Raw genomic sequence first — 22980 nt, 5'->3', positions numbered from 1 at the left:
GCTAGCTGACCTGCTTGGGGGCGATGCCGGCAGCCTCGTCGAGCACGAGCGACTGCGCGGATTCGGCGTCCATCGGGCGTGCGAACAGGTAACCCTGCCCGAGCGGGCAGCCCATCGAGATGAGCAGTTCCTGCTGGACGGAGTTCTCGACGCCTTCGGCGATGACCTCCATGCCGAGGGTGTCCGCGAGGTGGGTGATGCCTTCGACGAGTGCGAACTGCTGTGGCGAGCGCCCGAGTTCGTCGGTGAAGGACTTGTCGATCTTGAGAATGGAGATCGGGAACTCCCGCAGGTAGCTGAGTGAGGAGTAGCCGGTGCCGAAGTCGTCGATGGCGATGCGGATGCCCATGTCGGTCAGGGCGTGCATGTCGGCGGTGATCCGTTCGTCGCGGCGGATCAGCAGCGTCTCGGTCAGCTCCAGCACCAGGAACCGCGGATCGACGCCGGAGCGGTCCAGGACCCACTGCATCACGTCCAGGAAGCTGCGGTCGCGGAACTGGCGCGGGGAGACGTTGACGCTGACGTACGGCGGTGCGACCGGCTGTCCCGGATGGGCGCCCTCGGCGGCGAGCGCATGCCAGTTGACGGCCTCCTTGGCCGCCTGGACCAGCACCCAGCTGCCGAGCGGGACGATCTGCCCGCTCTCCTCGGCGAGGTTGATGAACTCCTCCGGCATCACCATGCCGCGGGTGGCGTGGGGCCAGCGCAGCAGCGCCTCGAAGCCGGTCATCCGTCCCGACCTCAGCTCCACGATGGGCTGGTAGTAGACCTGGAAGGACTCGACCTCGGCCCGGTCGAGGCTCTCCTGCAGCGCATGGCGTTCGACCATGCCCGTCTGCAGCGAGGGGTGGTAGCGGTGCCACTGCCGCTTGCCCGCGGTCTTCGCCTCGTAGAGCGCGAGGTCCGCGTGGCCGAGCAGTTCCGTGGGGTCGAAGCTGTCCTCGGTGGTGGCGATCCCGATGCTCGCGTAGACGCTGACGGGCCCGACGCTGAGCCGGAAGGGCTCCGCGAACACCTCAAGGACGTGGTCCGCGAAGGCTTCCACGTCCTCGGGGGTCATGGGGTTCTCGATCAGCAGGGCGAACTCGTCGCCGCCGATGCGCGCCGCGGTGTCGGACGCGCGCATCGCGGTCGACAGCCGCAGCGACAGGGCGACCAGGAGCTCGTCGCCCACCGGGTGGCCCATCACGTCGTTGATGACCTTGAAGTCGTCGACGTCGACCAGGAGCACGCCCACGACGGTCCCCTCGCGGCCGCTCTGGGTCAGCGCGTGGGAGACCCGCTCCTGGAACAGGACCCGGTTGGCCAGCCCGGTGAGCGGGTCGTGGAAGGCCCGGTGCGTCAGTTCCCGCTCCAGCTTGCGCTGTTCGGTGACGTCACGCAGGGTCAGCACGAGGCCGCCGACGGTGGGGTCGTCCCGCAGGTCGCTGCAGCGCGCCTCCACCTCGATGACGGCCTGGTCCGCGCGCAGCATCCGCCAGTGCTCACGGCGGCCGCGGTAGTCGTTGTTCCGCATCTGCTGCAGGGTCCGCAGCACGGTGTGGGTCTCCTGTCCCGGCACCAGGTCGGTGAGCCGGCAGCCGACCAGTTCGGGCATGCCGAGCAGTTGGCCCGCGGAGGGGCTGGCATACCGGATCTGGTCCCCGTCGAGGATGAGGATCAGGTCGGACGCGTTCTGCACCAGGGTCCTGAAGTAGGCCTCGCTGTTGCGTTTGCTGACCTCGCGGCTGAGGAGGATCCGCTGCAGCGCCTGCGCCGCCTGGGTCATCAGGGTGACCAGACTGTCGTGCAGCATGACCAGGTCCCGCTCGTCCCCGGCGACGACGAGGCCGCCGACGAGCAGGTCCGGCAGGCCGGGCTCGGTGAGGTTGAGCGGACAGATCAACGCGCTGTGCAGGCCGCCCAGTCGCTCGCGCAGCTCCGGCGGCAGGTTGGCCAGCGGGAGTTGGTGGGCCCGTCCGTCGGGCGCGAGGGCGCGCACGCTCTCGCCGATCAGCGGCTGTCCGGTTTCGATCCGTCCGTCCGCGGCGGAGGTGAGCCAGACCCCGCCGTCGTCCTTGAGGGCGAACAGGGCCTGTTGGCCGGGGTGGTTGGCGAGCAGCGCGGCCGTGGCCGAATCGACCGCGACCGCCACGTCGTGGCCGGAGGTGGTCTGGCCGAGGGCGCCGACGGCGACACGGAGCGCCTGCTCCCGGGTGACGGCCTGACGGTGCGTGGCCGCCACGCCGGAGAGGCGGTACAGCACGAGCAGGAACAGGACGGCGGAGAACGCGCCGATGACGCCGGCGTTGCGGGTGTCGCCCCGGGCCGCCGCCAACAGCAGCATGCACGGCGCGATCAGGGAGGCCAGGGTCAGCAGGCCGAGGCGTCCGCGTGCGGTCTCCGGCGGCGACGGCGCGACCGGCGCCGTGAGCGTGGTCATCGAGGGGTGCAGCGCCGCCGCGCCCCAGGCCCCGTAGAAGACCGCCCAGCCCAGGTCGACGACGGTGCCGGTGTGCCAGGTGCCGTTGAGTTGGATGAGCGCGTAGGCGACGTCGGACGCGAGCAGGCCCACGGTGCCGCCGGTGAGCAGCAGCAGCGACACGCTCCGGCCGCCACGGAGCGCGAGCAGGCGCAGCAGCATGGCCAGCACGAGGATGTCGCCGAGCGGATAGGCGATCGAGATCGCCTTCTGGATCCAGGACAGGCCCGGTGTCTGGGCGTAGGGGACGATCACGTAGATCCAGATCAGCAGGGCGAGGCCGGCGGTGAGGGTCAGCGCGTCGATGAGCCCGGCCTGGTCCCGACGGGAGGTGCGCCAGCGGATGAACCCCAACAGCCCGGCGGCGTACAGCCCGTAGGTGGCCAGATAGAACGCGTCGGCGAGCGAGGGGAACGGGTCCTCGTGCAGGAACTGGATGAGCACGATCTGGGTGACCTGGCCGGCGGCGAAGCTGAGGTTCGCTGCCGCGAGCAGGACCCAGGGCATGCGCCCCGCGGGGCGGTTGACCATGACGCCGATGCCGATCGCGGCCACGCCGCTGAGCCCGATGGCGACGAATATCAGTCGCTGACTGGACACCGCGTAGTACACACCCGTGAGGATGGCGACCCACACGGTGAAACCGGCCAACAGAAGATTTCGCGTTCGTCGCGGAGTTTCCACCACTGCCACCTCACGCGCCTGATCGGCGGGACTGAGGAATGACGGACGCATCCGCGTCGTGGCAAGCGCCTGTGTCGGCCGGCCGTACGCGAGTGGGCGACTTCCGTGGCCCCTCGCGGTCCTCCTCAACGCCCTGAGCAGTTTGGCCCCACTTGTCCCACCACGTTAACCCGGGGGTTCTCTTTCCGCACGTGGGGACGGGTGCAGGGACGGCCCGCCCGTCCTGCACCCGCCCCGCCACCGCTGCCTACGGCCGCACCGGGCGCGGTCCCGCCGTTCCCGCCCCCGCGGGTCAGAAGCCGACCCAGAGGCCGTTGCCGGGGAGCATCTGGGTGCCGCCACTGAGGTGGCCGGTGCCGTCGCCGGGGTAGAACTTGAGGTTGTCGTCGGCGTCGATTCCGGCGACTCCGAGTTTTCCCGCGGCGGTGAAGTCGCCCGCCATCACGGCGTGGAAGCCCGTCCACAGGCCGGTGGTGCCGAGCATGGCGGTGCCGCTGCCGAGGTGGCCGGTGCCGTCGCCCGGGTAGAACTTGAGGTTGTTGTCGGCGTCGATGCCCGCGATGCCGAGGTGGCCGGTGCCGGTGAAGTCTCCGGCGGTGACGGCCTTGAAGCCCGTCCACAGGCCGGTGGTGCCGAGCATGGCGGTGCCGCTGCCGAGGTGGCCGGTGCCGTCACCGGGATAGAACATCATGTTGTTGTTGGCGTCGATGCCCGCGATGCCGAGGTGACCGGTGCCGGTGAAGTCTCCGGCGGTGACGGCCTTGAAGTTGACCCAGAGCCCGTTGGTGCCCGGCATCATGTTCGTGCCGCCGGTCAGGTGGCCGTCGCCGTCGCCCGTGTAGAGCATCATGTTGTTGTTGGCGTCGATCCCGGCGACGTCCGTCCTGCCGTCACCGTTGAAGTCACCGGCGGCGATGGCCTTGAAGTTGGCCCACAGACCGGTGGTTCCCAGCATCGCGGTGCCGGGACCGCTGACGGCACCGGCGCCGTTGCCCGGGTAGAACTGCATGTTGTTGTTCGCGTCGATGCCGACCACGTCCAGCTTGCCGTCACCGTTGAAGTCACCGGCCGCCACCCGGGCGGGCCGGGCGGGCGTCGGCGTCTCGTACGGGGTGGGCGGGCCGCCGACCACCCAGCCCTTGGTGAAGGCCTGGTCGAGCGGGGTGTAGAAGGCCTGGGCCATCCGGCTGTAGCCCGCGTCGTCCGGGTGCAGGCCGTCGGCGAACTGGGACGGGGTCAGGGCGGGGGCGTCGACGAAGGTGAAGTGCCTGCCCGCCTGCACCTCGCCGGGGGCCCAGGCGCGGAGTTGGTCGTTGTAGGTGTTGATCAGGCCCGGCAGGGCCGGGTTGGCCGGGACGCCCGCGGTCGTGGGGATCAGGCCCTGCATGATGACCGTGACGCCCGGCTGGTCGGTGAAGATCCGGTCGATCAGGGTCTCGGCCCGGGTGGCCGCGGTCGCGTGGTCGTCGTCACTGTTGTTGAGGTCGTTGACGCCGATGTGCAGCAGCACCGCGTCGGGGTGATTGGCCGCCAGGTAGCCGTCGACGTTGTCGAGGATGCCCTGGATCTCGTAGCCGCTGTGACCCTCGTTCGCGTTGTCGGCCATGGTGCCGCTGAACTGGGTGCCGACGAAGTTCACGGTGTACCGGGTCTGTTGCCCGACCAGCTGCATGAGCGGGCCGCGGTAGCCGTTCCAGGTGGAGCTCTGGTAGCCGGCCGTGATCGAGTCGCCGAGCGGCAGGATCTTCAACTGCGGTGGGGTTGCGGAGGTCGGCGTCGCCGCGGGCGCGACCGGGGCGGACGCGACCGGGGCGGAGGCGTCGGCGGGCGCGAGCGGCAGTGCCAGCAGGCCGGCGACGGCCAGGGCGGTGAGGGTGACGAGTCGCTTCATGGGTGGTCCCAGGAGTGAGGAGAGGTGAGATTCCGTGGCCGGCCGGTGTTTCCAGACTCGTCGCGACCCGGGACCGGTGGAAGGCGTATCCACGGGACTGAACCGGCCCTGGCCCGTTCAGTCCATCCGGGGCGGGCGAAGCTGTCAGTGGGCTATGTGTTCTGTAGTCGATTGATCACGGCTGGTGCACGAAAGTGACACGAGCTCCTCCGTTCTCCGGGATCTCGTGGAGGATTTGTGAAGTTCGGCAAGCTCGCACCGGGGGGATCCGGGCAGCGGCACGCACCACTCGCTCGGAGTTCCTTTGTCTCTCCTCGCGCCACCGCACGACACGTCCGTGCCCGGTGGGCGGCATGCCCGGCGTCCCGCCCACGCCGCACCGGGGGAGGAGGAGACTCCCGCCCGGCTGATCGCGCTGATACCCGCGCACAACGAGCAGGACCGCATCGCCGCCGCCATCGACGGCCTGTGGCAGCAGCACCGCGCTCCCGACGCCATCGTCGTCGTGACGGACAACTGCACCGACGAGACCGCCGCCGTGGCGACGGCCCACGGCGCGCAGGTCTTCGCCACCATGGGTAACCGCGACAAGAAGGCCGGTGCCCTCAACCAGGCGTTGGCCTGGGCGCTGCCCGCCCTCGACGACCGGGACCTGGTGCTGGTGCAGGACGCCGACACCGTGCTCGCGCCCGAGTTCCTGGAGACCGCGCTCGGCGCGTTCAACCGCAAGGTCGGCGCCGTGGGCGGCGTCTTCTACGGTGAGTCGGGCGGCGGGTTCCTCGGGCTGCTCCAGCGGATGGAGTTCGAGCGGTACTCCTGGGAGGTCGCCCGACGGGGCAACCGGGCCCAGGTGCTCACCGGGACCGGCACGGTGTTCCGCGCCCGGGTGCTGCGCGAGGTCAGGGCCGCGCGCCGCAGCGGCAGGATCGGCGGCGGCACCGAGTTCTACAGCCTGGCCTCGCTGACCGAGGACGACGAGATCACCAAGGCGGTGAAGACGCTCGGCTACCGGGCGATGTCCCCGGCGGCCTGTGCCGTGGTCACCGAGGTGATGCCGTCCCTCTCCAAGCTCTGGCACCAGCGCCTGCGCTGGCAGCGCGGCGCCCTGGAGAACCTGCGCGACTACGGCTGGACCCGGGTCACCGCCCCGTACTTCGTGCAGCAGTTCATGCTGGGCTTCGGCGCCCTGAGCTTCATGGCCTACCTGGTCCTGATCGCCCTGCAGTTGACCGTCTACGGGCTGCCCGGGCTGTCCCCGTTCTGGACCGCGATCGGCATCGTCTTCGTCCTGGAGAAGGTCGTCTCGGTGCGGCGCGGCGGTCCGCTGCAGATGCTCGTGGCGGTGGTGCTGGTGCCGGAGATGTTCTACGACCTGTTCCAGCACGCGGTGTTCTTCTCCTCGCTGTGGGGGCTGATCCGCCGCAAGGAGGAGCGCTGGGTGGCCACCTGACCACACGCTCCGGTGAACGACCTTCTCTCCCGCTGTCCCCGTCCCCCTGCCAGCTCGATCCGAGGAGAACCCATGTACACCCGTCCCGTTGGCATCGGCACCGCCGGCGCCGGAGGCGCGACCCTGGCCGCGACCGGCTTCGGCTACCACTCACTGGCCATGTTCGTCGCCGCCACCACCCTCATCGCCGCCGGACTGGCCCTCTACAAGCTGGCTCCGCGCCGACGCTGACGGCCGGTCGGCCCTGGCTGCCGCTCTCCTTCGAGGTGACCGCCGCCTGCCCGCGACGCGCGGGCAGGCGGCGGTGCCGCTGTCAGGAGAACCAGCGGCGCGGGTGGCGGGTGAGCGTGAAGCCGAGGACGCCTGCGAGGGCGGCCGCGACCGCGCCTCCTCCGGTCCACCACCAGCGGGCGTTCCCACCGGAGAACAGACCGGAGAAGAAGCCCGACGACGAGCCGGTGGCGGCCGGTGCGGCCGAGGCGGACGCGCTCTGCGCCGGGCTTCCGTCCGTCGCCGCCGGCGTGGCGCTCGGGCCCGCGGTCGGCAGGGACAGCGGCGTGGAGAGCGAACCGCCGGCGGCGGCGTCGGAGTCCGACGGTGCGGCCAGGCTCAGCTGTGCGCCGACCGGCAGTCCCAGATCCTGCTCCGCGAGGTCGCCGACGGTCAGCCGGACGTAGTACGTGCCCGGCAGCGGGTCGTCGGACCAGGTCTCGGCCGAGCTGCGGACGGTCGGCAGCGTGCAGCTGAGCTGCACCGAGTCGGAGCCGCCGCCGGCCTGCGCCTGCGGAGAGCCGTCGACGCAGGGTTGGGCGCGGCGGAGGCCGTCGTAGAGGTCGAGACGCCAGGTCTCCGCGCCCTGGCGCTTGGCGGCGGGCGGCAGTTGGACCGTGGCTGTCACGTTCGGGCGCTGACCCGCCTTCGCCTGGAAGGACCAGTAGAAGTAGTCGCCCACCGCCCCCGACGCCTGGGCGGTCTGGCCGGGGGTCAGTGCGCCGGCGGTGCGGAACGAGGTTCCGGCCGGCGCGGAAGCGGCGCTCGTCGACGCCGCGGGGGACGGTGAGTCCGACCCCGACGGCGCGGCGGTGTCCGCGTGCGCGACGCCCCCGAGGAACGGGAGCGCGAGCAGGCTCAACGTCCCGGCCGTGCGCAGAATTCGGAGCTTGGTCACTGTACCCTCCACACGGCCACACGCCAGCGGGCGAGCCAGCCGAAGATCAGACCGCTGACGAGACCGATGAGCGCGAGCAGCCCGACCAGCGCCCAGCCGGAGCCGAGCCACGGGGCGCCGCCCGTCGCGGACGCGCCGGGGACGACGTCGATGGTGAGCTCGACGGGGAAGCCGGGCTGGTGGCCCGTGCCGGCCGTCGGCACGCTGAAGGCGTTGGCGACGGACAGGCAGATCGTGCCGTCCGTCATGGTGGCTGCCGCGCCGTCGGTCGTGGTGGTCGTGGTGGTCGCGGAGGTGTCCGAGGGCGTGGGTGCGCCCGCGTCGGCCGGAGTCGGTGGCGCCGCGTCAGAAGTCGTGCCGTCGGCCGTCGCGGACGCCGCGTTCGGGTCCGTGGGGGGAGCCTGGGCACGCAGACCGGTGGAGACGACGTCGTTGCGCCCGCTCTCCGCGCCCGCGCCGCGGGCCAGTTCCCGGCCGTCGGCGGTGGTGGCGCGCATGGTGATGTCGTAGTGCGGCTGCACCGCGCGGTCGATGGCTATCGACGCGGAGGCGCGCAGCTCCTGACCGGCGGGCACGGCCACGCGGTACCAGTGCTCCTGCTGCGGGCTCTGCCGGTCGGTCCAGACTCCGGGCGTCAGCAGCGGTGCGGTGGCGCACGAGGACGCGCCGGTCGTCGGGGCCGGGGGAGCGGCGGTCTGGGTCGCGCCGGAGGCGACGAGCTGGGTGAGCCGCGTGCTGAGTTCGCCCTCGGTCTGGACCTCGGTGTAGGTGCCGCCGGTGGCCTGGGCGATGCAGGTCAGTTGCCGACGGACCTTGTCGTCCTCGGTGAGGCCGAGGGTGTCGACGGTGAGGTGCGTGCCGTCGGCGGCGAGGGCGCGCGCCACGTCGCAGGGGTCCGGCGGAGCGCAGTCGTCCTGGCCGTCGGTGACCAGCACGATGTGGCGGCTGGAGCTGTCGACGCCCAGGTCCTTGGCGGCCGCGCGGAGCGCCAGGCCGATCGGCGTCCAGCCGACCGGGCGCAGCGTCGCGACGTCGGTCTTCATCTCGACCCGGTTCAACGGGCCGATGGGCACGGCCAGCTGGGAGTCCTTGCAGCCGACGGCCTTGTCGTTGCCGGGGTACGTGGCCCCGATGGTGCGCAGGCCCACCTGGGCCTGGTCGGGCAGGGCGTCGACGACCTCGTCGAGGGCGTGCTGCGCGGCCGAGATGCGGCTCATGCCGCCGATGTCGGCGGTGCGCATCGAGCCGCTGGCGTCGAGGATCAGCTCGACCTTGGGGGGCGGTTGGGCGGAGGTGTCGGTGCTGTCTGCGTGGGCGGTCGTGGGGAGACCGCCGAGCAGGGCCAGTGCGGCGAGCCAGGCTGCGGTCCCGGCTGCCGCCCTTCTGAGGATGATCACCGGGTGATCGTACTGATCTTCGTGGGGCGTCCTGATCACGAGTGGAGGCGGCGCCGCCGGTTCCGCGAGTGGCCGTGCGGACCGCGAACGATCAGGCTGACGTGACGTCATGCGGGGGACAGGGAGTGGGAACCATGGTGGACACGACGCCGCGCGGCCGCGCCGACCTGCCGGCACGGCATCCCGGGCTGGCCGACTACGCGCGCCCGGCCCTGCGCCTGCACCCGCGGCGCGGCGCGCCCGGCGTGGGCGACAGCTCCGTCGGCGGCCCGCTGCTGTGGCCCGTCGACGAGCCGTGGCCCACCTGCGCGGACGACCACGAGCTGGACGGGGGCGAACCCGTGTCCCAGGAAGCCGCCCTGGCGGACATGCGTCGGATCCTGCGCGGTCAGGCGCTCGAGGGCGGGACCGATGTGGGCAGGCTGGACCCCGGCGTCGCGGCGGGGCTGACCTGTGTCCTGCACGGGCTCGACACGCTGCCGGTCGCTCCGCCGGCGTCCGACCCGCCGCGGGTGATCCCGGCGGAGCCGGTGGTGATGGCCTCCGTGCTGCAGCTGTACCGACGCGACCTGCCCGCAGGGCCACTGCCGTTGCCGGAGTGGATGTTCCCTGGCGGCACCGACGTGCTGCAGGTGGTGTGGTGCCCCAATCCGCACGAGGACACCTACGAACCGCGCGTGCGCCTGTACTGGCGCACCGAAGCGGAGCTCGGTTCCGTGCGGGACGCCGATCCGGACCTGAACCTCTTCACCCGCGACGAGGACGTCGACTTCACCCCACGGCCCTGCGTCCTGCACCCCGAGTCGGTCGAGGAGCATCCGCCGATCACCCTCAGCGAACCCGGGGGCGACGACTTCGAGAGCGCCATGCTCGGGATCCTCCCGCCCGCGCTGGAGCGTGCCTGCGCGGCATGGACCGCCGACGGGGAGCCCCGGGCCGAGTTCGATCGGCAGGACTACTCCGACCACGCGGGCGTGCCCGGCTGGAAGCTCGGCGGCTGGCTGCCGCATCTGGGCTTCTTCCCCCTCCCCGACGACCACTGCGTCTGCGGGGCGCCCACCTTCCTGCTGCTCGGCGCGACCTTCGAGGCACTGGTGGGTCCGTGGTTGCCGACCATGGATCCCGGCTTCCCGTGGACCGACCCGGAGGAGTGGGACGCCGGTGGTCCCACCGGCGTGTGGTGCGGCCGCAACGGTCGGCTGTGGCTGCTCGGCTGCACCGCGGACCCGGCCCACCCCGTCCTCACGTACAGCGAGTGAACCCGCTCCAGCGTCCGCGATCCTGGTGGCGTGGCCGGGCTCCGCGCCGACGACGCCCGGTCTGTCCCGGTCGTCCCTGACGCGGTGCCATCCTGCGTGCCGTGCGCGCCCTGGAGGAAAACATCTCAAATCCCCTAAAATCGACTATTTGGCCAAAGTAGACGCGGCTCGATGTGTGACCACCTCGACCTTCCGTACAGGACCCGTATGACCGGGCTCACTTGTGCCCGACGTCACAGTCTCGGGGAAGGCGCGCGCGAAAAACCGCTGTCACCAGGCAACTTGTGCAACCTGTCACCACCGGGAACCGCCAGTGTTCGTGGCCGAAGGATCGTCCGGAGGTTGCGTCGGCCGCGACTTCTCACGCAGGCTCCACGTGCATCGGGTCCACCAGTCCGCACCTGTCAGCGGCCGGCCCGACACGTCGGGGGGGACACGAAAGGTTTCTCCCACGTATGCGCAATCAAGCGAAACACCGCCTCCGTCCGGCCAAGGGGAGGAGGCTGGCCGCCACCGGGCTGGCCATTGCCGCAGTGTCCGCGGTCGCCGTCAGCGGCGCCAGCGCCGCCCGGTCGCACGGCGCGGGCAGCCGGGTCGTCGTCGACGCCCTCTCCCTCTCCCCGTCCTCCCCGTCGGCGGGCGCCTCGGTCACCGCCACGGCCAGGTTGCACGCCACCACGAACCTCCCGGTGCAGGCGCTCACGATCGCGGTGCGGTCCGCGAGCGGTGGCCACTACGACTTCCCGGCCACCGGGCCCACCACGCTCACCACCTCCGAGCGCACCTTCACCCCGCCCAGCCGCACCTTCGCGGCCGGCGCGTACAGCTACTTCGTCTCGTACGAGAGCAACGGCGCCTGGCACCGGCTCACCCCGACCGGCACGTTCACCTCCAACGGCGCGACCGTCACCCCGACGTCCACGCCGACGCCCACCCCGAGCTCCACGTCGTCCTCGTCGCCGAGCTCCGCGGCGTCTGCGACGCCGACCCTGACGCCGTCCGCGAGCGCGTCCGCGTCCGCCTCGGCGTCGCAGACACCGGCCGGTGCCGCCACGAGCGTGCCGACCACGTCCGCTCCCACCTCCGCGGCCGCCGCGCCGTCCCAGACGGCGAGCTCGCCCGCGTCCTCGGCCACGCCGTCGTCCACCGCCACCTCGTCCACGGGGGCTCCCGCCCCGCTGGGCATCCCCGGCTCCTGGCGCGAGTCGTTCGCGGACGAGTTCAACGGGACCGGACTCGACACCTCGAAGTGGACGCCGAACTGGCTCGGCTGTGCGACCTGCACCACCCCTCCGGTCAACACCGCGGAGGAGGCCGCGTACGCGCCCTCCCAGGTCTCCGTGAGCGGCGGCTCGCTCCACCTCACGACCGCCCAGCAGTCCACCACCGTGGGCAGCAAGACGTACCCGTACCGCTCCGGCCTGGTCGAGTCCAACGGCAAGGCCCAGTTCACCTACGGCGCCTTCGAGGCGCGCATCTACCTCCCGGCCGGCAACACCGGGATCGCCAACTGGCCCGCCTTCTGGACGGACGGTCAGAGCTGGCCGACCGACGGTGAGATGGACGTGATGGAGGGCCTGGAGGGCGAGGCCTGCTACCACTTCCACTCCCCGGCAGGCGGCCCCGGCAGTTGCGCCAGCGGCGACTACAGCGGTTGGCACACCTACGGCGCCGACTGGGAGCCCGGTTCGGTCACCTACTACTACGACGGCAAGGAAGTCGGGAAGATCACCACCGGCATCACCTCCGCCCCGCAGTACCTGATCCTCAACAACGCCGTCACCGCCACCGGCGGCCAGGTGGTGGCCCCGGCCGACATGCAGGTCGACTACGTGCGCGTCTGGCAGCACTGACCCCGGCCGACGCGACCGCCCCGGCCCGGACTGTCCGCAGTCCGGCCCGGGGCGGTCGCGCTTCCCGCCCCGCGCCGTACTCCTCCGCGGACGCGAGGAAGAGCGTCCGCCGTGCCGTCCGGGAGCCTCGGCGGCGGGGTGGTCGAGGCCGCCGCAGTAATGCGCGGTCGCGTCCGCCCACGGCGATCCACCCGGCTCCGCCGAGAGGCGATCCGCTCGGCCGGCCTACGGGCATCCACCCGGCTCGCTCCCTGGGATGCCCGGCCCACGTCGGCTCCGAGCCGGGAAGCCGGCCGTCGCGGTCGTGCTCGCGGTGCCGCACGCGGGCGGCGCGTTCGGGGGTGGCGGGTACGCCGTCGCCGGCGGAGAGCGCGCGGCAGGGCCGACCGGTCAGCGGCCGCCCGGGGGCCGCCGGGGCGGCGGGCGAGGCGGCCGGGGGTGAGCCCACGACCCCGGGGGGCGGGTGCGCTCGCCAGGCCGAGCGTGAGGGTCAGGCAGGCGCCGCCCAGTTCGCCGCGGGTGATCCGTAGGTCGCCGCGGGTGGCGATGGCGGCCCGCAGGGCGATGTCGAGGCCCAGACCGGTGGAGCCGGCGCTGCTGCCGCGCGCGAGCGCCGCCGCGGGGTCGTCGATGCCGGGCCCCGCGTCCTCGACCGTCAGCCGGACCGCGAGCGCGGTGCGGGCGAGCTCGATGGTGAAGGCCGTGCCCGGGGGCGTGTGCCGGAACACGTTGCCCACCAGCGCGTCCACGACGGCGCCGAGGTCGTCCGCGGGCAGGTGGACCGGCGTCGGCTCGGTGGTGACCCGCACCTGGCAGTCGCGGTCCTGGTGCGCGGCGAGCGTCGCCCAGAAGCCGGCCCGGCGCTCGACCGTCGTGCTCGCCTCGCAGAGCGGGAGCGCGGCCTCCTCGTGCCCGGGAGGCCGGGTCCTCGCGCCTCGGCCGAGCCCTCGTCTCGACGGGCCGGCGCCGCCCGAAGGCCCGTTCGGTGCGGGGTCCGGCGTCCGCAGGGCACGCCCCATCGGGCCGGTCGCCAGCGGGGTGCGGGCGGCGGCGATGATGGCCCGGAGCTCGGACTCCAGCTGGTCGATCGCGGCGGTGACGCGCTGCGCGTCCGGAGTGGGGCCCATCCGCTCGGCGGCCAGATGGAGCGCGGTCAGCGGGGTGCGCAGCCGGTGCGACAGGTCGGCCACCAGCTCCCGCTCCACCGCCAGCAGCTGCACGACCCGGTCGGCCATCGCGTTGAACGCGGCGCCCACGCGCTGCAGCTCGGGCGGGCCCGATGGGTCGACGCGGCTGTCCAGGTCGCCCGCGCCGATCCGGTGGGCCGCCCGGGACAGTCCGCGCGAGGAGCGCACCACCTGGGCGCCGAGCCGGTCCGCGACGAACACCGAGCCGACCACCAGGCACACCGTCAGCAGGGACATCACGCCCCAGGAGGAGGCGACGCCGTCCGTCAGCCGCGCGGAGGGGACGTACTCCTCGATGACCGCCACCCGGCCCTGCGGCAGCACGACGGGCTGCAGGTAGAGCCAGCCGCCGGGAACGTCCTGGGTCGTGGACTCGCGCTCTGCGGCAGCCCTGGCCAACAGCTGCGGCGGGGCGTGGTCGCTGCCCAGTTGCGCGCCGTCGGGAAGCCGGACGCCGAGGCCGTCGTCGGACGGATCGAGGCTGGAGATGGCCGCGTTCAGCTGGTCGGTGTCGGTCGTCAGCGCCAGCACCGGCGCCAGCGCGCCCGCCCGCTGTTCGGCGGCGGCGATGTGCTGTCCGCGCGCCTGGGAGCGGACCAGCACGCCGAGCGGCAGCAGGAACGAGAGCGACACCATCAGGGTGACCGCGAGCGCCACTCCCGCCAGGGAGCGTCTCACGCCGGCGTCACCATCTTGATGCCCACCCCGCGCACCGTCCACAGGTAGCGGGGCCGCGCACCCTGCTCGCCCAACTTGCGCCGCAGCGCCGAGAGGTGGACGTCGACGGTCTGGTCGTCCACGTACGAGTCCCGCCACACCTCGGCCAGGATGTGCCGCTTGGACACCACCTGGTTGACGTGGTGGGCCAGGAAGGCCAGCAGGTCGAACTCCCTGCGGGTCAGTTGCAGTTCCCGGCCGTCCAGGCGCACCGTCCGGGCGGAGGGGTCGATCCGCAGCCCGCCGACGACCACCGCCTCGGCGGACACCAGCGGACCCTCGTGCAGCACCAGGCTCGAGGCCTCCGGGGCGAGACTGCCGGCGGCGCGCCGCAGCAGCGCGCCCACCCGGGCGGCCAACTGGCCCCCCGAGAAGGGCTTGACCAGGTAGTCGTCGGCGCCCGCGTCGAGAATTCGGATGATCTCCGCGTCGTCGTCCCTGGCCGTCGCCACGATCACCGGCACCCGGGAGAGCCCGCGGATCATCCGCAGCGCGTCGCTGCCGTCCAGGTCCGGCAGGCCGAGGTCGAGGACGACCACGTCGACGGGCGCCTGCGTGATCTCGCGCAGCGCCCCGAATCCGTCGCCCACGCTGCGCACAGCGTGGCCGTGCTCGGAGAGCACCTCGATCAGGGAGGCGCGTATCGCGGGGTCGTCTTCCACGACGAGGACGCTCGGCATGCGGCACACCGTAGTGGATGCGAGAAGATGCGCGAGTGCCCCGCCTTCTTCGCTACGGCCTGATCTGGCTGATATGTACGACCTGCACCGTGACGGTCGGTTTCCTCGCCGTCGGCTTCGTGATGGACTCCGCCGCGGGAACGCCGCCGACCGTCCAGGCCGACGCCGCGACGGGCGCCGACCCCAGCGCCTCCACCTCGCCCACCGCGGTGGCGTCGCTCGCACCCCCGGCCTCCCCGGCCGCCGCCTCCGCCTCGGCCGGCCGCACGCACGGCGCGTCGACGGCCGGCTACCGGGCCTCCGCGTCGCCCGGCACGCACGGCACCGGCGTCTCCTGCCAGGGCGGCGTCGGCGCGCACACCGTCCACTCCCAGGGCGGCCAGGCGTCCGTGCGATTCGGCAGCGGCGCCGTCTGCCTGATCTCGGCGGTACCGGCTCCCGGCTTCACCGAGCAGACGCAGCAGCTGGATCCGGGGACCCTGGTGATCACCTTCTGCGGCAGCACCCACCGCTCGCAGATCACCGCTCACATCGCTCCGGACCCGGGGTCGGAGATCCGCGAGACCTCGTGGCAGGTCCCTTCGACGTCGATGTGCTGAGGTCGACGTCGTGGTTGACCGCCGCCGCTGTCGGCCGCCGCTGTCTGCTGCGGCTGTCTGCCGCGCCGACGGCGGTGCGGGCGGAGGCGGGGCCGGGCGCGGCCGGGGGAACGTGCGGGGCAGGTGAGCGCTCCCTTACGGCTGTCTGAAGAACCGGCTCAACAGGCCTCCGAGCTGCGGGAACGTGCCTATCGTGGCGGCGCGTCCCGTCCCTTCACGCCTCGGAGGTTCCCGTCCCATGAGCACGCAGCGCCCTCAGCACCCGCAGCGACAGAGCGACGTGACCGCACGGTCCCGTCACCGCGGCCGCCCGCGCTGGTTCGTGCCGCGCAGGATCGCGGCGCCTGCTCTGGTCGCCTGCGCGGTCGGCGGGGTCGCCGTCGCGGTCTGTCTGCAGCCGTCTGCGGCCCCGCGACCGGTGCGACCCGCCGCCGCGGCGGCCGGGGCGGTCAGCGCCGCCACCGCCTCGGCGGGGCCGGGCGCCGGTCCGGCCGCTGCCGTGCCCTCGACGTCCCCGACCGTCGCCGCCACCGGAACGAAGACCGCGAAGCCGGCTGTCGCCGCGCACAGCTCCTCCGGATCCGGAGCCGCGCGCTCGCACGGCGGCGGATCCGGCTCGGGCGGCTCGGGCGCCTCCGGCTCGGGTACGGGCTCCGGCGGCGGGTCCGGTTCCGACGCCGCGGTGCAGGCGGTGCTCAGCGCGGTCAACAAGGCCCGCGCCGCCCAGGGCCTGCCCGCCTACACCCTCACCAACGGGCTCGACGCCAGTGCCACCACGCACGACCGGACCATGGCGGGCGGCTGCGGTCTGTCCCATGTCTGCCCCGGCGAGGCCTCGCTCGGGCAGCGGGAGTCGGCCGCGGGCGTGCACTGGAGCGCGGCGGGCGAGAACATCGGCGAGGGCGGCGGGGTCGCCGCCTCCGCCTCCGCCGAGGCGGCCATGGCGGTGAACCTCACCCAGCAGATGCTGGCCGAGCGGCCGCCCAACGACGGGCACCGCCGCAACATCCTCAGCTCGTCCTTCACCCACATCGGCATAGCGGTCATCCGTGACAGCTCGGGGACGGTCTGGATGACGCAGGACTTCTCCGACTGAGCCGCGCGGACCTGGCAGATCACCTTGTCTTAAGGTTCGGCGCAGCCTGCGCTCACCGGCCCACTGTGAGACTCGGCTGCATGAAACGCCGTCCTCACCTGCTCCCGGGCGTCGCAGCCATGCTCACGCTGCTCCTCAGCGCCTGCTCCCAGTCCTCCCCGGCCGACGGAGCGTCAGGCTCCGCCGGTTCCGGTCGAAGCGGCGTCGGCACGACCGGGACCGCGGCGACGAGCACCGTCGCCGTCGCGGACCGCAGCGCCCCGCTGGGGCTCGCCGGCCGGGGACTCGACGGACGGGCGGTGAGCCTGGCGTCGTACCGGGGCAAGGTGGTGGTCCTCAACGTCTGGGGATCCTGGTGCGGTCCGTGCCGGGCCGAGGCCAAGGGCCTGGAGAGGGTCTTCGAGGCGGATCGCACCGAGGGCGTCCAGTTCCTGGGCCTGGACACCCGCGACCTGGACCCGGCCCCCGCCCGTGCCTTCGTGCGGACGGCCGGACTCAGCTACCCCGACCTCTACGACCCCGACGGCTCGCTCCTGTTGAGCCTGCCGCCGGGGACGGTCAACCCCCAGACCATCCCCTCCACGCTGATCCTCGACCGGCGCGGCCGGATCGCCGTCCGAGCTCTGCAGCCCCTGACCGCAGCCCAGTTGGAGGCCCTGCTGGCACCGGTCGTGGAGGAGGCGGCATGAACGGCACCGTACAGAACGGCGCGCTGATCCTGGCGGTGCCGGTGGCCCTGCTCGGCGGGCTCGTCTCCTTCTTCTCTCCCTGTGTGCTGCCGCTGGTCCCCGGCTATCTCTCCTATGTCACCGGCTTCTCCGCGGTCGACCTGGCCGCGGCCGAGGGCCGCCGGCGCGGACGGCTGCTCGCGGGCGCCTCGCTGTTCGTGCTGGGCTTCACGGCGGTCTTCGCCTCGGAGGGCGCGCTCTTCGGCTACTTCGGCGAACGGCTGCTCGCCCACCAGCGCGTCATCGACATCGCGACCGGCGTGCTGACGGTGCTGCTCGGGCTCGCCTTCATGGGCTTCCTGCCCGGCTTCACCAGCCGTGAACTGCGCAGCCACCGCAAGCCCGCCGTCGGACTACTGGGCGCGCCGCTGCTCGGCGCCGTTTTCGGCGTCGGTTGGACCCCGTGCATCGGGCCCACCCTGGCCTCGGTGAACTTCCTCGCCAGCCAGGAGGCCAGCGCAGGACGCGGGGCGCTGCTGACGGTCTGCTACTGCCTGGGGTTGGGCGTGCCGTTCCTCGTGGTGGCGCTCGCCTTCCGCCGGATGCTGGGCGCGTTCGCCTGGGTCAAGCGCCACTACCCGCTGGTGATGCGCCTCGGCGGCGGCATGCTCGTGCTCGTCGGCCTCCTGCTGGCCACGGGCGCGTGGGCGCACCTGGTCTACCAACTCCAGGTGTGGACGTCGGGGTTCTCCTCCGACGTCTGATCCGCCCCTTCTCTCCTGCCTTCCCGATTTTCCTCCCTTCCCCTCCCTCACCGAATCACACGATTGACGAGGCGTCATGACACTTCGCAGGAACTTCGAGACCGCCGGCCGTCTCCCGCAGGGGCGTCCGCTGCTGCTCTGGGCAGCGGCGATGACCGCGGCCGCCACCGTGACCCTCTCGGGCTGCGGCCCGACCAGCCCGGCCGCCGAAGGACCCACGACTCCGGCGGTCGGCGCGGTCGCCGCGGTCTCACCCACGGCCGAGGCGTCCTCGCCCAGCGCCGCCGCGGTGACGCCCACCCCGACCACCGCCACCAGCTCCAAGGCCGCCGCCGGCGTCAAGCCGGCCAAGGCCAAGGCGAAGGCGCACACCTCCGGCGGCTCCAGCAGCAAGGGATCGGGTTCCGGTGCCACCGTCCCCGTGTCGGCCGACGCGCCGCAGGCGGTCAAGGCGGCGTTCCAGCAGGCGCGCGCGGACGGCAGGAACGTCCTGCTCGACTTCGGCTCCACCACCTGTTTCGCCTGCCGTACGGTGCACGCGCTCTACTCGGACCCTTCCATCAAGGCCGAGATCAACGCCCACTACCACCTCGTCGAGATCGACATCGACAGCAACATGTCCCTGCTGCAGAAGTACGACAACAGCGGCAGCTACGGGCTGCCGGTCCTGCTCGTGGTCAGCCCGTCCGGAACGATAAAGGTGGACACCAACAAGACCGGGCACCCGCAGCTCAACAAGAGTGGCTTCCTCAACTGGCTGACGCAGTGGGCGAAGTGACCACGGGAGGGCGGGCCGCGGCGGCCGTCGTCGCCACCGCGGCCCTCGCGCTGACGGGTTGTGCGGGCGGCGTCGGCACGGCGGCGCAGCCGGACCGGCCCGTGTCGTCGTCTTCCTCCTCTGCCCCCGCATCCTCCTCGTCTGCGCGCTTCAGCGCCGGTGGGATGGACGTGACGCTGACGGTCGCGGCGTGGAACGGCCGGAGCGGCACGCTCGCGCTGCGCTTCACGCCGTTGCGGCCGACGTACCACCTCTACAGCGTGACCCTCCCGGCCGACGGCGTGGACGGCGTGGGCAGGCCCACCGCGGCGGTCGTACGGGGAGCGGTGGCCTCGACGGGCCGCCTGACCACCACCGCGCCGCTGCACCCGCTGACCCTCCAGGGCGTCGCCGAGCCGTTGGAGGTGTATCCGGACGCGCCGCTGACGGCGACGCTGCCGATCCGGCGCAGTGCCGACGGCGTGGCGGCCACGGTGCTGGTCAGCTATGCCGCCTGCAGCGAGACGTACGGCTGCCAGATCCCGGTCTCCGGTCACCCGGTCGCGGTGAGGGTGAGCGGTTCGTCGCTCTCCCTCGGCCCGTCGAGCTGATGGTGCACGTCAGGGGCCGGTCCTTCGCGGACCGGCCCCTGACCGTCGTCCTCGATCAGGATGGCGTCAGGACGGGACCGGGGCGAGGGCCGCGGGCTGCCCGGTCAGCAGCGTGAAGGCGGAGTCCAGGAGGGCGACGGCCCGTGCCGGGTCCGGGTCGACCTTGCGGACGATCTGCGCGCCCTGGACCAGGGTGATCAGGAGACGCGCGCCCTCGGCCGGCGTGATGGCGGGGGAGAGCTCGCCGTCCCTGGCGGCCCGTTCCAGCTGCCGGGTGAAGGCCTCCTCGGCGATCCGCAGGCTCCGCTGGGCGAGCCGGGCGACGTCCTCGTCGTGGGGGAGGAGCTCGGCGATGCTGTTGACGCTGAAGCACCCCGCGTTGGTGCAGGTGGTGTCCGCGGCGAGCAGCCGTCCGAGGACGTCGCGCAGCTGCGCGACGGCCGGTCCCTCGGCGTCGAGCGCGGTGGTGAGCAGGTTGTTCTGGAAGTCCAGGTAGCGGGTCAGCGCCCGCACGAACAGCTGGTGCTTGTCGCCGAACGCCGCGTAGATCGAGCCGCGGCCCAGACCCAGCTCCTCGACGAGGTCGCTCATGGCGGTGGCCTCGTAGCCCTTGCGCCAGAACAGCAGCATCGCGCGGTCGAGGATCGCGTCTTCGTCGAACGTGCGTGGTCTGGCCATGCATCCACGGTAGCGAACCGCGCGGGCGAAAGCAGCATTTATTTGACCGTTCGTTCCAGAATGCGTATGGTTCTGGAACGAGCGGTCCTGAACTGCTGGGGCGATGCGCCGAGCAGCGCCGTCCGGATCGGGACCAGGACCAAGGCAGCACAGCACCGACACGATCAAGGAGCTCCACCATGAAGGCAGCGGTCATCCACCAGTACGGCCAGGTCGGCGACGTCGTCACGGTCACCGAGACGCCCACCCCGGCCGTCGGCCCGCGCGACGTGCTGATCGAGGCCCGCGCGGCCGGCGTCAACCCGGTGGACCACCTGATCGTCAAGGGCTTCCTGCGCGGCGGGGAGCTCGCGCAGCCGCTGGCCATCGGCAGCGAGGTGGCGGGCGTGGTCGCCGCGGTGGGCGCCGAGGTCACCGACCTGGCCGCCGGTGACGAGGTCTTCGCCCGGGTCGACCCGCGGGTCGGCGGGGCCTTCGCCGAGTACGTGGCGGTGGACCGGTCCCTGGTCGCGGTGAAGCCGGAGGCACTGTCCTTCGTGGAGGCCGCCTCGCTGCCGCTGGTCGGCCTCACCGCCTGGCAGGCGCTCACCGAGCAGTCCCAGGTCGGACCGGGCACCCGTGTGCTGATCCACGGCGGCGCGGGCGGCGTCGGCTCGGTCGCCGTCCAGCTCGCCAAGCACCTGGGCGCCGAGGTCGTGGCCACCGCGAGCGCCGACAGTGTCGAACTCGTCCGCAAGCTGGGCGCCGACCGGGTCGTCGACTACCGCGCCGAGCAGTTCGACGAGGTCGTCTCCGACGTCGACGTCGTCCTCGACACCATCGGCGGCGCGACCCAGGACCGCTCCTTCCGCGTCCTCAAGCCGGGCGGCACGCTGGTCTCGATCGTCCCGATCGCCGACGCCGAGGCCAAGAAGGCCGAATGGAACGTCGACGCCCGCGCGTTCATGATGCGCCCGCACGGCGAGCAGCTCACCCGCCTCGCCGAGCTCGTCGCCTCCGGCGAACTCCAGCCGCTCCTGGACACCACCTTCCCGCTCGCCCAGGCGGCGGACGCCCTGCAGAAGGTCGAGCGCGGCGGCGCCCGCGGCAAGACCGTCCTCACGATCCCGGCCTGAGGCCGCAGGCCCTGAACGGGCCGGTGCCCGCCCCCGGCCCCGGCCGGGGGCCGCCCCGGTCCTGCCGGAGAGAGGGGTGCGGATCAGACGCGCCGCAGCGCCTCGGCGAGGTCGGTGCCGAGCCGCTCCCGGAGGACGACCTCCCCTGTGCCCTCCACGAGGTGTCCGGCGTACCAGCGTCCGTCGGATGCCGAGCGGACGTAGCAGTGAACGCCGTGGGGGCGAGGCCTCCGAGTGAGGCTCAGTCCATGCCCTCGGTGACGTAGCGCAGCACCATCTGCCAGGTCGAGTCGGGACGGGCCAGGGCCAACGGATCGACGCGTTCGATCGCGGCGCGGAGGCGGGCCTCGGGGGTGGGGCCCATCTGCTCGCGCGGCATTCCGTAGAGCCTTTCGAGGCGGGCCTCGACCTGGGCGCGGACCGTCCCGTCGGCCAGGGTCTGCTCCGCGGTGCCGCTGTAGAAGGGAAGCTCGGCCTCGGCCACGCAGAGCAGGTAGGCGAAGGCCCCCAGACCGGAGTTGAGCGGATAGGGCTCGCCGCCGTCGGCCGGGGTGGCGTGGACGACACCGGTCGACGCGTCCACGTCGACGCAGTCGTAGGGGATCTCTCCGAGGGAGATCCACTGGTCGGGGCCGCGATCGCCGACCTCCTCCGACAGATCCAGCACACGGTGGAACCAGCCCTGCGTGTCCGCCTGGTCCGGCAGCCCGACCTCGACGAGGAAGGTGCGGGTGGCCGCGTGCGGGATCCCCGCCGCCACGTCCGGCGGAACCGTCTCGAGGTCGTCCTCGCCGAAGATGTCGGCCATCGTCGCGCGGCCGACGTGGGGCGGGGCGGAGGAGTGAGTCACGGTCGCCGACTGTAGCGGTGTCGGTAGCCTGCGGGGATGGATCGTGGGGCGCGGGTCGCGGGAGCAGTGGTCGGATCGGCCGTGGGGGACGCGCTGGGGGCGCCGTTCGAGTTCAGCCGGGAGGGGACGTTCTCGGCCCGATTCCCCGGGACGAGCGCCGACGACACCCGCGCGCGGGAGATGTGCGGCGGCGGTGGCTGGGATCCCGGCGAGGCCACCGACGACACGCAGATGGCGGTCCACCTCGCCGAATCGCTGCTGGAGCGCGGACTGGAGCTTCCCGACATCTTCGCCCGCTTCCAGCGCTGGGCGGCCGACGACCCGAAGGACATCGGCCTGCAGACCGAGGACGTGCTCGGCAACGGCCTGCCCTGGGACCTGGCCGCGGTCATCCACTTCCAGACCACCCACCGTGCCGCGGGCAACGGGTCGTTGATGCGGGCCGCCACCTCCGCCGTCTACTTCGCCCGCGCCGGACAGCAGTTGACGATGGACGCGGCCCGCCGCATCGCGGCGCTCACGCACGGCGACGCGGCGGCCTGGGAGGGCACCGCGATCTACCACGAGTTGATCAGAGTCGCCCTGGACGGCGGCGACCCCCTCGCAGCCCTTCCGGCCGCGCTCGACCGGACCGCCCCCGAACAGCGCGCCCGCTACGCCGTCGTCCTGGCCCCCGACTGGCATCCCGACCAGGCCACCGAGTTCAACGGCGCGGTGTGGCCCTGCCTCGGCTCCGCCGTGTGGGCGCTGCGTACGACGGACTCCTTCGAGCGGGCGATCCGTGCCGCCGTGGACCTGGGCGGCGACACCGACACGGTCGCCGCCGTCACGGGCGGCCTGGCGGGCGCCCGCTACGGGCTGGACGCGATCCCGGTCGGGTGGACCGGGCCACTGCACGTCCCGCTGCCCGGCTCGGGCGGGCGGACCCTGCGGCTGCCGGAGCTGCTCGACCTCGCGGCGCGGCTGGACGCGGCGCGGGTCTGAGGCGCACGGATCGGCGCCGCTGCCGGGGCGGAAAACGTTGGCCGATGAGCACGGCCCACGGTTACGGTGCGGGTCGCCGAGGGTCGGCGAGTGGGTTGCCGGGGATCCGGG

General features: G+C 72.6%; 19 protein-coding genes and 1 pseudogene. 12 read left to right on the top strand and 8 right to left on the bottom strand.

Features of this window, described 5'->3' with window-relative positions; genetic code table 11:
• Position 1 precedes the first annotated feature (1 nt).
• Positions 2 to 3112, bottom strand: a complete 3111-nt coding sequence (locus tag BS83_RS22085; protein WP_037605323.1) for a putative bifunctional diguanylate cyclase/phosphodiesterase — start codon at positions 3110 to 3112, stop codon at positions 2 to 4.
• A gap of 325 nt (positions 3113 to 3437) precedes the next feature.
• The gene (locus BS83_RS42025; RefSeq protein WP_051943585.1) at positions 3438 to 5036 is read right to left on the bottom strand and encodes a GDSL-type esterase/lipase family protein; all 1599 of its coding nucleotides are present in this window, start codon (positions 5034 to 5036) and stop codon (positions 3438 to 3440) included.
• A gap of 304 nt (positions 5037 to 5340) precedes the next feature.
• Here BS83_RS42025 and BS83_RS22075 point away from each other — a divergent pair, with 304 nt between their 5' ends.
• Both BS83_RS22075 and BS83_RS46585 read left to right on the top strand, forming a co-directional pair.
• The gene (locus tag BS83_RS22075) at positions 5341 to 6486 is read left to right on the top strand and encodes a glycosyltransferase family 2 protein (protein ID WP_408641028.1); all 1146 of its coding nucleotides are present in this window, start codon (positions 5341 to 5343) and stop codon (positions 6484 to 6486) included.
• 72 nt (positions 6487 to 6558) lie between these two features.
• On the top strand, positions 6559 to 6717 hold the full coding sequence (locus BS83_RS46585) for a hypothetical protein (protein ID WP_198035280.1): 159 nt from the start codon (positions 6559 to 6561) through the stop codon (positions 6715 to 6717).
• Between the two features lie 82 nt (positions 6718 to 6799).
• On the opposite strand, the gene BS83_RS22070 is transcribed toward BS83_RS46585, so the two are convergent.
• A complete protein-coding gene (locus BS83_RS22070) occupies positions 6800 to 7654 on the bottom strand; it encodes a hypothetical protein (protein WP_051943583.1) in 855 nt (284 codons plus the stop codon).
• Entirely contained in the window at positions 7651 to 9051 is a 1401-nt protein-coding gene (locus BS83_RS22065) for a VWA domain-containing protein (RefSeq protein WP_037605322.1), read from the bottom strand. The genes BS83_RS22070 and BS83_RS22065 overlap by 4 nt, the downstream gene beginning before the upstream one ends.
• Before the next feature lie 134 nt (positions 9052 to 9185).
• On the opposite strand from BS83_RS22065, the gene BS83_RS42020 reads away from it, so the two are divergent.
• Together BS83_RS42020 and BS83_RS22055 are read left to right on the top strand one after the other, a co-directional pair.
• Positions 9186 to 10310: a hypothetical protein gene (locus BS83_RS42020; RefSeq protein WP_051943581.1), complete on the top strand. Its 1125-nt coding sequence runs from the start codon at positions 9186 to 9188 to the stop codon at positions 10308 to 10310.
• Positions 10311 to 10765: 455 nt separating this feature from the next.
• Positions 10766 to 12163, top strand: a complete 1398-nt coding sequence (locus tag BS83_RS22055) for a glycoside hydrolase family 16 protein (RefSeq protein ID WP_157597273.1) — start codon at positions 10766 to 10768, stop codon at positions 12161 to 12163.
• Positions 12164 to 12648: 485 nt separating this feature from the next.
• Here the strand turns inward: BS83_RS22055 and BS83_RS48960 are convergent.
• A pseudogene (locus tag BS83_RS48960) lies at positions 12649 to 13587 on the bottom strand (HAMP domain-containing protein); the annotation flags it as partial.
• 437 nt (positions 13588 to 14024) lie between these two features.
• On the bottom strand, positions 14025 to 14747 hold the full coding sequence (locus tag BS83_RS22045; RefSeq protein ID WP_037605320.1) for a response regulator transcription factor: 723 nt from the start codon (positions 14745 to 14747) through the stop codon (positions 14025 to 14027).
• A gap of 35 nt (positions 14748 to 14782) precedes the next feature.
• Between BS83_RS22045 and BS83_RS47695 the strand changes: the two genes are divergently transcribed.
• The 6 genes from BS83_RS47695 (at position 14783) to BS83_RS22015 (ending at position 19242) form a co-directional block, all read left to right on the top strand.
• A complete protein-coding gene (locus tag BS83_RS47695) occupies positions 14783 to 15346 on the top strand; it encodes a hypothetical protein (RefSeq protein ID WP_232248450.1) in 564 nt (187 codons plus the stop codon).
• A gap of 238 nt (positions 15347 to 15584) precedes the next feature.
• Positions 15585 to 16442 (top strand): CAP domain-containing protein, encoded by an 858-nt coding sequence (locus BS83_RS46580; protein WP_051943579.1) that lies wholly within the window; start codon positions 15585 to 15587, stop codon positions 16440 to 16442.
• 80 nt (positions 16443 to 16522) lie between these two features.
• A complete protein-coding gene (locus BS83_RS22030) occupies positions 16523 to 17131 on the top strand; it encodes a TlpA family protein disulfide reductase (RefSeq protein WP_084713827.1) in 609 nt (202 codons plus the stop codon).
• A complete protein-coding gene (locus BS83_RS22025; RefSeq protein ID WP_037605318.1) occupies positions 17128 to 17874 on the top strand; it encodes a cytochrome c biogenesis CcdA family protein in 747 nt (248 codons plus the stop codon). Before BS83_RS22030 ends, BS83_RS22025 begins: the two co-directional genes overlap by 4 nt.
• Before the next feature lie 76 nt (positions 17875 to 17950).
• Complete coding sequence (locus BS83_RS22020; RefSeq protein ID WP_037605317.1) at positions 17951 to 18652, top strand: thioredoxin family protein; 702 nt, start codon at positions 17951 to 17953, stop codon at positions 18650 to 18652.
• A gap of 164 nt (positions 18653 to 18816) precedes the next feature.
• On the top strand, positions 18817 to 19242 hold the full coding sequence (locus BS83_RS22015) for a hypothetical protein (RefSeq protein WP_037605316.1): 426 nt from the start codon (positions 18817 to 18819) through the stop codon (positions 19240 to 19242).
• A 66-nt stretch (positions 19243 to 19308) separates the two neighbouring features.
• Here the strand turns inward: BS83_RS22015 and BS83_RS22010 are convergent, their stop codons facing one another.
• Positions 19309 to 19920 carry a TetR/AcrR family transcriptional regulator gene (locus BS83_RS22010; protein ID WP_051943577.1) on the bottom strand — a complete coding sequence of 204 codons (612 nt, stop codon included), beginning with the start codon at positions 19918 to 19920 and terminating at the stop codon, positions 19309 to 19311.
• Positions 19921 to 20099: 179 nt separating this feature from the next.
• On the opposite strand from BS83_RS22010, the gene BS83_RS22005 reads away from it, so the two are divergent.
• Entirely contained in the window at positions 20100 to 21035 is a 936-nt protein-coding gene (locus tag BS83_RS22005; protein WP_037605315.1) for an NADP-dependent oxidoreductase, read from the top strand.
• 241 nt (positions 21036 to 21276) lie between these two features.
• On the opposite strand, the gene BS83_RS22000 is transcribed toward BS83_RS22005, so the two are convergent.
• Complete coding sequence (locus BS83_RS22000) at positions 21277 to 21885, bottom strand: SUKH-4 family immunity protein (protein WP_037605314.1); 609 nt, start codon at positions 21883 to 21885, stop codon at positions 21277 to 21279.
• A gap of 36 nt (positions 21886 to 21921) precedes the next feature.
• On the opposite strand from BS83_RS22000, the gene BS83_RS21995 reads away from it, so the two are divergent.
• Positions 21922 to 22869: an ADP-ribosylglycohydrolase family protein gene (locus tag BS83_RS21995; RefSeq protein WP_037605313.1), complete on the top strand. Its 948-nt coding sequence runs from the start codon at positions 21922 to 21924 to the stop codon at positions 22867 to 22869.
• Positions 22870 to 22980 lie beyond the last annotated feature (111 nt).

Origin of the sequence: Streptacidiphilus rugosus AM-16, from assembly GCF_000744655.1 — a bacterium.
Lineage (GTDB): Bacteria > Actinomycetota > Actinomycetes > Streptomycetales > Streptomycetaceae > Streptacidiphilus > Streptacidiphilus rugosus.
This window is presented reverse-complemented; position numbering and strand designations above follow the sequence as displayed.